Genomic DNA, 11,548 nt, shown 5'->3' with positions numbered 1-11,548 from the left:
CAATATACAACATGTTTATTATATCTTAACATAGTCCGTACCATAAGGCTTTCTCTGTACCCTGTGCAACATAGCGTTGGCCTCATCGTCATTGATAAACATCTCCTTCTCGTTGTCCCATTCCAATTTTCTATCAAATTGCATGGCAATGTCACTGATCAAACAAGTTACACAGGCCTTGTGTCCTTTTTCAATAGGTGAAATAGGTGCCTTACGTGTTTTAATGCAGTCCAACCAATTCCCGTGCTGATCATCTATCTTCTCCAAATGGGTCTCGTTCTCACCGATAACCGATTCCAAAATCTTGGGATCGGAAGCATTTAGGGCTTTACTACTCTTTTCTTGATCTACAGGGTCGGAAGCCGAAGCCGTATAAGCACCTCGGGATACAAAGATCCAACCATCGGTACCTTCATAACGTATTCCGTTGGTATAACCACCACTGGTATAGACCGTAATTCCATTGTCGTATTCGTGTTTCACAAAGAAATCCCCATGTACATTCCACAGACCCGATTTAGGGAATTCCGCCAAAGCCTCTACTGATTTTGGCCCCGTTAGTTCGGTATCCATTCCCCATGCCGCGGAATCATAATGGTGTTGTCCCCAACCTGTGATCATTCCTGCACCGTAACTTCTTAGGCGAAGCCACCCCGGCCTACTATAACCCTGTTGCGGGTGCACACCAATTTCGGTATAAGGCACCTCTGGGGTCGACCCCAACCACATATCAAAATTTAAATTTTTAGGTACCGGCATGGCAGGTGCTTCCGGTCCTGCAGGATCTCCGGGAAGTCCGACCTTAACCGTATGTATTTTACCAATACGACCATTTCTGACCAGCTCGGCAGCCACCCGAAATTGGGGCATGGCTCTTTGCTGTGTTCCAACCTGAAGTATAACGCCCGTTTTTTGTACGGCCTCACGCAACTGTTGGCCTTCCCTCACGGTTAAGGATGTAGGTTTTTGCAGATAAATATCCTTTCCTGCCAATGCTGCCTCCATTGCAGGCTGGGAGTGCCAATGGTCGGGTGTACTGATAACCACAGCATCTATATCCTTATTGAGTAACATTTCCCTATAGTCATCGTAGATTTTGGTATCCATGTATTTTTCCTTCCCCGTTTTCTCCTTGTAGAACTTATCTACCAAAACCTTGGCATCGGCAGCCCTATTGGAATCCAGATCACATACGGCGATGTAACGGGATTGGTCAAATCTGATGGTATCGCGAATATCATGGTCACGGGCAATTCGACCACAACCAATTTGCCCTATATTAATCTTATTGCTCGGTGCGTTCTTTCCAAATACACTTGCTGGAACTATAGTTGGAAAGCCAACTACGGCCGCAGTGGTCAATAAGGAGTTATTAATGAATTTTCTTCTTTGCATTTTTTTTGATTTTAATTTAATTCACAAATTATTTGGTTAAAAACTTGGGTGTTTTCCCCTGTTCCCATATTTAATTCTTAACAATTTTGGGCATCTCCGCAAAACTCTTCCAATAGGATTCCGCTTCCTCAGCTGTAAGTTTACCATCAAAAACCACCATCCTATATTTTAATCGATAGTCCTTATTGGGCTCTATTTTCCATTCCTCGTGACGAATAGGACAGAATTCAAAAAACATATCCCCCCTGCCCCCATTTCCATCAATAGGCCATATACGCATTGGCTCTGGGTGGGACCTATTTTCCGGATAACTTAAAAACAGTACACCATTGGTTCCCTTGCCGTTGGAGGATTCCCCAGTGACCATACACCAGCGGGCGTTGGTGCCATCTGCGGTGAGACGATCGTTGCCTTCCGAGGTAAGCACTGTACAATTATCCTTATGCCAACGCTCGGTAAACCTCATCCCTAACCCCCCTCCATAGCGATAGGCTTCAAAAAGAATACCATTCTCCAAAGGGGAAGTAAAACTAGTAGTGTAATCTACCATATACCTATCCGGGCGATCCAAGTCCCACACCTTCACGTCCAAATCTTCGTTCAAGGCTATTCGATTATCCTCGGTAGCTTGTAGGTTAATATGTTCTTGACGGGCATTGAAGCCCCCATATACATCTCCGGAATAAGTATCATTAAAAGCCTTAAAAAGTACGGTACCTTGGCGTTCCACCAAATTCCAGAAGTCCACCCTCTCCCCTTCAATCCGGGTATGTGTCCAAGGACCCCATATGCCATAATGATGGTAATGATCAGGAGGTTGAATACGGCTTAGCGTATCTCCCGATGGAGTAAGCATAGGATGGAGGTATCCGGATTTCCGAAAGATGGAATCCACACCTTCTGGAGGGTAGGTCATTCCATACCTATAGGTGAGCAAGGGAACGGAACCCTTTGACAATTGGAGGTTTCCATTTCTTTTATCCACATTAACCCCTTCTAAACCATGGCCCTTAGCCTCTTCCTTTACTATTTCATAAGAACTGGTATTGTTAGGCGTATGAACAAACCATAGTCTTTTCCGATCATTATCAATCTGAAAAGGTATCTGTTTACCATTATTCATCAATACCAAATTACTTTGGCCGTCCATTCCTCCCAACCCCAAAGTATCCATTTTTAAAGATACTGGGGAGGCTTGTAAAATGCCATCCTTCTCCGCTATTCTAAACCTATATGATTCATTGTGGTTACATGACTGTATCAGCAATAAAACATAAACAAGAAATACATACTTCATTTAAAACAGGTTTAAAGGATGGAATTTACAAAAAACAAATTAACTCACTACAACTATTATTCTTCAGGTATGGTCGTCAGTGGCGGGATATTATTTTCCGCCCCTGGATAACCTTCGTTTTGATTTATCACTCCCTGTGTATTGGCATTGATTGCCGAAGCGGGGATGGGCCATAGCACATGATAGGGACTCATGGTATATTCATCTCCGTGAATGGTTTTAACCCCCTTATTGTAAAAATCGGTCACTTCCATGATACGATCATACCAAAAATTATCGGTAGAGAAGTTATCCAAACTATAGGTCTTACCATTATAGGCAGCTTTGCCAGTCTTGGCAAAAATATAAGCGATACGTGTCAGTTCGGTTTTTCTTCCCTCCTCGTAGTACAGTTCCCTTGCCCGCTCATCCAAGATATAGGCAATATCCACATCTGCCGCAGTAATTTCATCGGCCTCGGCCCTTCTTCTTACCACATTGATATCTTCTGCCGCTGCGCCTAAATTTCCTTTCCAGAAATAGGCCTCGGCCCTTAACAAATAAGTTTCAGCCACCCTATACACATACCAATCGCCGTGACCTCCTGCAGGTTTCACATTTAAGGGATCCGGAACAAAAAATTTGTAATGTGGAAAGCCGTACCAATTCCTTATGGTATCTGAACAAAGTGGGGTTCCATTTGGTAAATAAAGCTCCAAATTCTTTCCGTAATATGAGTTTCCTGAACTTTGTAGGCTAGGCGCATTGTACACTAAATCTTCCATATCGTACCAATTGCCCAGCTTATGGCGTTGATCGTTATTTGCACCTTTCCAAATCTCCTTGGTACTATAATGAGTACCCCTATTTCTGCCAATACCCCTACCTATTGCAGTGACCTGATCGATATCTATTCCCGGGGCATCGGACATTCCATTCTGGCCATCAGGAGTATTGATAAAACGCCACCAAAGTGGAACGGCTTGCCTTTGTATACTGGTACCGCCTGAATAGTCTCCATTGTCCTCATACCCCAATCTATCTATAACCAACAATATTCCCTCGGTATTACCGGAAATACTTTTGTTTTCCACACGGTGCAGATCCCAGGTCACATCCTTTTCTGGGTTATCGGCATCAATACCAAACCTGTCCGTTGTTAGGGTGTGGGTTCCGCCATTGATTATTTGTGATGAAGAGGCTATTGCTTCATCAAAATCGCCCAAGGCAAGATTAACTTTTGTCAACAGATGCAAGACTGCATCCTTATTGATATCGCCATTGTTGGCCACTGCATTCACCATAGGCACTGCCATATTGAGGTCCTCCTGCATTTTTCTGAGGATCGTCTCCCTTGCTGTAGTAACAAAATCCAAGCGTGCCGAGGTGATCTCCTCCAATATTAAGGGAACATCCCCAAATTGCTGGGTCAACCTATAATACCTGTAGGCCCTATGAAACAGAGCACGTCCCATAATATCATTTTTCTGCGCATCACTCTCAAAGGTGGCATCATTCAATCTACCAATTACGGTATTGGCATATTTTATGCCTTTATAGAATTCTTCCCAAAACCAACCAATCCTATTGGCATCAGCACTATTGAGCCTAGCATCGGGCAAGATCAGCAAGTTTAAATCCTGGGCAGGACCTGATTTGTCCGTAGTTCCTTCTACCGAGACCTCGGAAAAGATATTTTCCGTAATCATGGGGGCGCCATCTCCGTAAAACTCAGCCCTTAAATTTCTCATTGCCTGTGACAAAAGACTATTGAGCCCTTCTGGCGTATCCAAGGCATTACTGGGCGTAAAGAACGATTGCGGATCTGCATCCAAGAATTCTTCCTCACAACCCGTAAAGGCCAAAGACAGAATTAGGATAAAGCTAAAAAAGGCTTTTCTATAATTATATATAATTTTTCTCATCATTATTATTTTTTTATTAAAGACTTAAATCGATTCCAAAGGTGAAAAACCTAGGTGTTGGCAAACTTGCATCGGTATCAAAATCACCATCATCACCTAATATCCTACCTTCTATATTGGTAGGCTCCGGGTCATAAAAGTCCCAATGAGGTGCATAAACCGCCACATTTCTAACATTGGCATACAACCTAAGACTTTGCAAAGACAACTTTTCAAGAAGGGGCTTTGGAAATCTATAAGCCAATGTAATATTACTCAACCTAATAAACGAAGCATCACGCCAAATGGTAAAGCTTGAACTTCCGTCACTTGAAAACAATCTGGCATAATCATTTATAGGATTGTCAGGTGTCCAATAGGGTGTTTGGATGGAGTTGGTCCTATCTATAAAACCGTTTCTGTTTTTGGCTTCATTAAATACCCTTTTTTGACCCCAATTGGAATAGACCTCAAAAGAAAAATCAAAATTCTTTAGCATCGTGAACCTATTGGACATGGCCCAACTAAACCTAGGTGATCTATGTCCCTGAAAAACATTGTCCTCCACGGTAAAGTCCCCACTATTATCCACATCCCTAATTTTCCAATCCCCGGGAAAAACACCGTATTCGGCAGCTTCAGCAGCCTCATTTGTCTGCCAAATCCCTATGGCTTCCTGGCCCCAGATAACGTCGGTGGCCTGACCTATAAAACGCTGATTGGTAATGTCATCCAATTCGTTCCCATTTTCATCAAGATCGCCATATAACTTCCTGATTTTATTTCTGTTCAAAGAGAAATTAAAATTGGTATTCCACTGAAAATTTTCCCTATTGATGTTTTGGGTAGCCAAGGTGAATTCCAGACCTTTATTTTCAATTTCCCCCAAATTGGTGGTTACATTGTTGAAACCTATAATATTCGGCAATTGTCTGGTTACAATTAAATCGTTGGTAATATTTTGGTAAGCCTCAATAGACCCCTCAACCACTCCGTTGGCCAGACTGAAGTCCAACCCTAAATTGGTAGCCTTGGTACGCTCCCACCTAAGCGCATTGTTTTCTTGGGTTCCATTGTCAAAAGTAGGCACGGTAATAACATTACCCCCGGCATCCACATTCAAATATTTGTTCGCATTAAGCTTGGACAATGCAGTAAACCTTCCAATATCCCTGTTCCCATTTTCCCCATAGGACAATCTAAGCTTAAGGAAATCAATAAATTCTGAATTAAAAAAAGATTCGTTGGAAATGGTCCAAGCCCCTGCTATGGAAGGAAAATATGCCCGTTTATTATTGGCCCCAAAAGCAGAGTAACCATCCCTACGCATGGTCATCGTTAAAAGATAACGGGAGTCATAATTATAATTCAATCGCGTCATCATGGCATCCCCTGTACTGGTCACATCTTCACTCTCGGCGATCTGAACCGTTCCCAATTCCAAGGCACTGTAACCCAGGGCATCACTAGGCTCAAAGGTATTGGCCCTGGCACGGGTTTCATAACTTTGAAACTTCTCACCATACACCAAAAACATTAAATTAAAGGAGTGTTTGTCCACTGTCTTGTCCCAGCGTAAAATGTTATCCAACTGCCATTCATTGATCTTGGTCACTTTCCTTTCCGCCGAGCCCACTACGTTTTGTGGACTGGCCGCTAAGGCATGGTTATAATATTCCTGAAATTCCAAGCGATTGGTATACCCTATTTCATAGGAGAAACCCAGAGGCAACTTAAGCTTGGCATACACCCTGGAGTTAAAGGTATGGTCCAAATCTATACGGTCGTTAAATTTTTGAGCCAAAAATGCGTTAACGGCCCCTGCCCCATTGTCGTCCTGAGGACTTAAGCGAATATTTCCCTCATCATCAAATTCGGAACCCCAGGGGGAAGATCTTTCTATCTGACCCCGGTCGGCTGCAATAAAACCTTCATTACGTTTGGCAAATTGGGTATTCATTCCAACGGTCAACCAATCGGTAATTTTAGCATCCAGATTTAATCGAGATCGCAAGGCTTCGAATTTCTCTCCATCAAAAATGCCTTCATTGGAGGTTCTGCCAATGGACCAATAATAATTTAATCCCCCCTTACGTCCGGAGATACTGGTATTGATATCGTTACGAAATCCGGTCTGCATTATCCTATCATACCAATTGATACTATTTCCTGCCAAGTAATTTTCGATTTCCACATCCTGGAACCCAATTCTATTTAACCAGGCCCTGGTTGGGTCACCGGCAGATCCATCATAGGCCAACCATTGATCCAAGGTTACACCGGACGGCAAGTTATTGGGATCGTCATACCTACCTGGATTGTCAATAGTGTTTTGCGGGTTGATACTTTTAAATACATCGGTTCTCCAGTCTACATACCCCTGGGCATCGTATGGCCGCTCCTTATAAGCATCTGTTGCCATACCCACACTGGTGTTGATATTAATGGTAGGCTTATCACTTGTACCTCGTTTTGTGGTGACCAAAATAACACCACTTGCCCCCCTTGCCCCGTAAACAGCGGCAGAACTGGCATCCTTCATAACATCAAGTTTATCTATATCTGAGGGCGCAATATCTGAAAGGTCCCCATTATAGATCATTCCGTCCACTACTATTAATGGACTAGAACCGGCACTAAGACTGTTGTTTCCTAGAATTCGGATTTGACTGGTACCTTTGGGGGAGGCGGAAAGCCCAATACTAAGGCCGGCCACATTCCCTCTCAATACATCGGTCACCGAGTTGGTAGATTGGTCCGAAAGAGCGGCGGCATCAACTTGGGATATAGCCCCGGTTAAATCCTTCTTTTTTACCGCCCCATACCCCACCAATACCACCTCATCCAAGGTAGAAGCAGTAGATTGCATAGTAACATTGATTTGGGCGCTACCATTAACAGGTATTTGCTGTTCCTCGAAACCAATATAACTAATCGTTAATATGGCATTTTGGCTGGCCACCTCAAAACTAAAGTTGCCATCAAAATCGGACACTACCCCATTGGTAGTCCCTTTTTCAACAATTGACGCTCCTGGTAGCGGAACGCCAAACTCATCCACGACGGTCCCCGAAACGGTGAAACCATCTTGCCCATAAACGGACATTGAAAATAATGTACAGAGAAGCGTTAGAAGTAATAACGCCCTGCACCTAACTTTTTTTAATGAATTTCTCATACATAAATGTTTAAAGTTGGTTAGTTATTGAATTTTAACCATGACCGGAAAACCCAATCATGGTTGCATTTTGAACAAATCTATATAATTGCAACTTATTACGCAACCGATTGCACTAATAAATTGATGTTTTATAACCACATAATTATTTTTTGTTTAATAAATCATATAATTAATATGTAATTCCACATTATTTATAACTACCATTCATTTATACTTTAATAATAAAATTTTATTTGTAATATTGTTGCATAGTTTGCGCAACAACAATTAATATGGACAAAAGAATTACAATTTACGATTTGGCAAAAACCTTGGGTGTTTCTGCCGGAACCGTAAGCAGGAGTCTGAACGACCATCCGTCCATAAGTCAAAAAACCAAGGATCGCGTAATCTTTATGGCAAATGAACTGGGCTACAAAACCAATAAATTTGCTGTAAACCTTAGCAAACAGAAATCCAATACCATAGGTGTTATTGTCCCTAAGCTCAATTCCATTTTTATGTCCACTGTTTTGGCGGGGATAGAAAAAGTGGCCAATGAGGCCGGTTACAACCTGATTATTAGCCAGTCTTTGGAGTCTATGGAAAAAGAAAAATTAAATGCAAAAACACTTTACGATAGTGGAGTTGATGCCCTTTTGGTATCCTTGGCCTATGACACTACGGACTTTGTACACTTTGCAAATTATATTAAAAACAAAATACCGCTGATATTTATTGACAGGGTTCACAATTTACCAAATTGTTCCACTATTATAATCGATAACAAATCAGCTGGATTTGAGGCTACAGAACATTTGATAGCACAGGGCTGCAAAAATCTGCTACATATTAGTGGCAATCTAAAGCGTAATGTTTACTCCGAGCGACTGAAAGGATTTCAGGAAGCGCTGGCCAAACACAATTTAAAATTTAAAGATGCCAATTTACTGGAATCCGATCTTGCCCCCAGCAGTGTTAAAGAAGTTATTGCGCACATCAAGAGTGTTGACATTCCCATTGATGGATTGTTTGTAGCCAACGACACCTTTGCCGCCCATTGTATTAAGGAACTAAAAAAAGAGAAATACAATATCCCCAGTGATATAAAAATTATTGGATTTAATAATGACCCTATCTCGGAACTGGTCACGCCTGCCCTAAGCACTATTAATTATCCTGGATACGAATTAGGTGTTTTGGCGGGACAAAGTGTTATTAGCCATTTAAATGGGGGTATAGACTTACATCCCGCAAATTCAATTACCCTAAGACATAAATTGATTATAAGAGAATCTACACTTTAACAAATATCTACAATGAACAAAACAATTTACAGCTTGCTTACCTTCCTTTTTGTTGGAACAGTTTTCGCCCAAGGATTAGAAGAATTTCCCATTACAGAACAATGGCTTTCCAAAATTGAATCCCTTGCTCCTTCTGCACCTAGAATTCCTGCAGAAACGAAAAAAATATTGGTTTTTTCACAGCACACGGGATTCTATCATTGGACCATTCCCCACAACGACGAAATGCTGAAAATTCTGGGTAGAAAATCTGGGGCCTTTGAGGTCATCATTGCACACGACATAGACAGTTTTGACAAAAAGAATTTAAAGCAATACGATGCCGTAATCTTGAACAACTCCAATCCGGCCGGACCTAAACGGGACTTGTTCTGGGACCTACTAAAGAAGAACACTACCTTGAACGACAATACCATAGCCAAGATGGCGGCCGAATATGAAAAGAATTTGATGGATTATGTTGCAAAGGGCGGAGGTCTAATGATTCTGCACGGTGCAATCACCGTACAAAACAATTCCAAGGAATTCAGCAGGTTGGTAGGTGGAAGCTTTGACTACCACCCCAAACAACAGGAAATGCATTTAAAGGAGGTGAACCGAAACCATCCCATGGTACAGGCCTTTAAAGGAAAGGGCTTTACCCACGTGGATGAACCCTATTTCTTTAACAATGCCTATTCCGATTATAATTTTAGACCCTTACTGTACATTGAAGCTGATAAATTGGAAGGTGTTAAAAAAGAAGTTACGGACAATACCATCTACGTTTCTTGGATAAAGCGGCATGGTAAAGGAAGGGTGTTTTACAGCTCTCCTTCCCATAACGCCCAAAGCATGAATCATCCGGAATTGCTTCAATTCTTTTTGGATGGTATGCAATACGTTGTGGGCGACTTAAAATGTGATGATAGCCCTATAGGAAAACCATGATCCAACATCCTATCAAGATTATATCATCCCAAAAAAAATGCGCATCCCAAAGAGATGCGCATTTTTAATTTTATTCCAGAAATAATGACCTTAAACAAACACTTTAAAGAGTGCTATTTATTAAAATCAAAAAAGTTTTTAGCGTTATAATAGGATATATCGGAGACAATTTTCCCTAGTAATCTTTCATCATTGGGCAACTCCCCGTTTACCACGTCATTCCCTATAAGGTTGCATAATATCCTTCTAAAGTATTCGTGTCTCGGAAACGACAAAAAGCTCCTGGAGTCGGTCAGCATCCCTACAAAGCAACTTAAAAGCCCCATATTGGATAGCGCATTCATTTGTTTTTCCATACCGTCTTTCTGATCCAAAAACCACCAACCGGAGCCAAACTGCACCTTCCCCTTAACACTGCCATCGTTAAAATTCCCTACCATGGTAGCTATTACTTCATTATCGGAGGGATTAAGATTGTAGATTATGGTCTTGGCCAATTGATCTGTTCCATCCAATTCATTCAAGAAGCCGCTCAATGCACGAGCCTGCGAAAAATCACCTATGGAATCGAAGCCCGTATCTGGACCCAATTTGGACAATAACCTTTTATTATTGTCCCGAATGGCCCCTATGTGGAATTGTTGCACCCACCCTTTTTTATGATAACTCTTCCCCAAGAACAACAGCACCTGTGCCTTAAAATATTGCACTTCTTCCATAGAAAGTGATTTGCCGTCCATAACTTTTTTAAAGAGACCTTCCACATCATAAGTACCTTCTTCGAAATAATACAATTGTTCCAATCCATGATCGGCCAGCCTACCCCCCTGTTCATGGAAATAGTCGATACGATTTTCCAAAGCAGCCAACAAATCCTTGTAAGCCCTAATATGGATATTGGAAGCCTGGCCCAATTTTTCCATATAGGCTACATAAGTACTCCCCTGTTCTATGGCAAATGTCTTATCTGGACGGAAAGTTGGAAAAACTTTTGGAGATAACCCTTTCTGTTTAATGCTTTTATGAAATTGAAGGGAATCTATGGATTCGTCGGTAGTACAAAGCGACTCCACCTTTTGTTGTTGCAACAACCCTAGGGTGTGATGGGAGTTTTGCTGCAGTATTGATGAAGTGCGCTCATATATTTCCTCCGCATTATCCGGCCCCAACAATTCCTGTATACCAAAGTAACGCTGAAGTTCCATATGGGTCCAATGGTACAAAGGGTTTCTTACTGTATAGGGCACTGTCTCCGCCCATTTGAGAAACTTTTCCTTATCCGTAGCATTTCCGGTTATATAATGTTCATTTATTCCAAAAGCACGCATGGCACGCCATTTATAATGATCCCCGGCCAACCAGGCTTGACTTATATTTTCAAAAACCCGGTTCCCATCAATTTCTTGGGGCGGCAGGTGATTGTGATAGTCAATTATAGGCAACTCTTTGGCATAATTGTGATATAAGGTTTTGGCAAAGTCGCTTTGCAATAGGAAATCATCATTTATAAAAGTCTTCATCTTACTAACGAATTTAATTTTAATACTTAAACTACCTACTTTGTCATTGAATGCGG

7 protein-coding genes are annotated in these 11,548 nt (G+C 41.7%); 2 read left to right on the top strand and 5 right to left on the bottom strand.

The window, feature by feature from the left end:
* Window positions 1-18: 18 nt before the first annotated feature.
* From QSE00_RS12090 to QSE00_RS12075, 4 genes are all read right to left on the bottom strand, one after another.
* On the bottom strand, window positions 19-1,395 hold the full coding sequence (locus tag QSE00_RS12090; protein WP_286106172.1) for a Gfo/Idh/MocA family protein: 1,377 nt from the start codon (window positions 1,393-1,395) through the stop codon (window positions 19-21).
* A 70-nt stretch (window positions 1,396-1,465) separates the two neighbouring features.
* Window positions 1,466-2,692 (bottom strand): DUF6807 domain-containing protein, encoded by a 1,227-nt coding sequence (locus tag QSE00_RS12085; protein ID WP_286106171.1) that lies wholly within the window; start codon window positions 2,690-2,692, stop codon window positions 1,466-1,468.
* A gap of 56 nt (window positions 2,693-2,748) precedes the next feature.
* Complete coding sequence (locus QSE00_RS12080; RefSeq protein ID WP_286106170.1) at window positions 2,749-4,599, bottom strand: RagB/SusD family nutrient uptake outer membrane protein; 1,851 nt, start codon at window positions 4,597-4,599, stop codon at window positions 2,749-2,751.
* Window positions 4,600-4,612: 13 nt separating this feature from the next.
* Complete coding sequence (locus tag QSE00_RS12075) at window positions 4,613-7,753, bottom strand: SusC/RagA family TonB-linked outer membrane protein (protein ID WP_286106169.1); 3,141 nt, start codon at window positions 7,751-7,753, stop codon at window positions 4,613-4,615.
* A 275-nt stretch (window positions 7,754-8,028) separates the two neighbouring features.
* Between QSE00_RS12075 and QSE00_RS12070 the strand changes: the two genes are divergently transcribed.
* Window positions 8,029-9,042: a LacI family DNA-binding transcriptional regulator gene (locus tag QSE00_RS12070; RefSeq protein ID WP_110357043.1), complete on the top strand. Its 1,014-nt coding sequence runs from the start codon at window positions 8,029-8,031 to the stop codon at window positions 9,040-9,042.
* A 12-nt stretch (window positions 9,043-9,054) separates the two neighbouring features.
* Window positions 9,055-9,972 (top strand): ThuA domain-containing protein, encoded by a 918-nt coding sequence (locus QSE00_RS12065; protein ID WP_286106168.1) that lies wholly within the window; start codon window positions 9,055-9,057, stop codon window positions 9,970-9,972.
* Window positions 9,973-10,085: 113 nt separating this feature from the next.
* Here QSE00_RS12065 and uxaC read toward each other — a convergent pair whose 3' ends face one another.
* On the bottom strand, window positions 10,086-11,492 hold the full coding sequence (uxaC, locus tag QSE00_RS12060) for a glucuronate isomerase (protein ID WP_286106167.1): 1,407 nt from the start codon (window positions 11,490-11,492) through the stop codon (window positions 10,086-10,088).
* Between the last annotated feature and the right edge of the window lie 56 nt (window positions 11,493-11,548).

The sequence above is a fragment of the Arenibacter flavimaris genome (genome assembly GCF_030291335.1).
Lineage (GTDB): Bacteria > Bacteroidota > Bacteroidia > Flavobacteriales > Flavobacteriaceae > Arenibacter.
The sequence above is the reverse complement of the archived record's forward strand: the minus strand, read 5'-3'. Positions and strand labels throughout refer to the sequence as shown.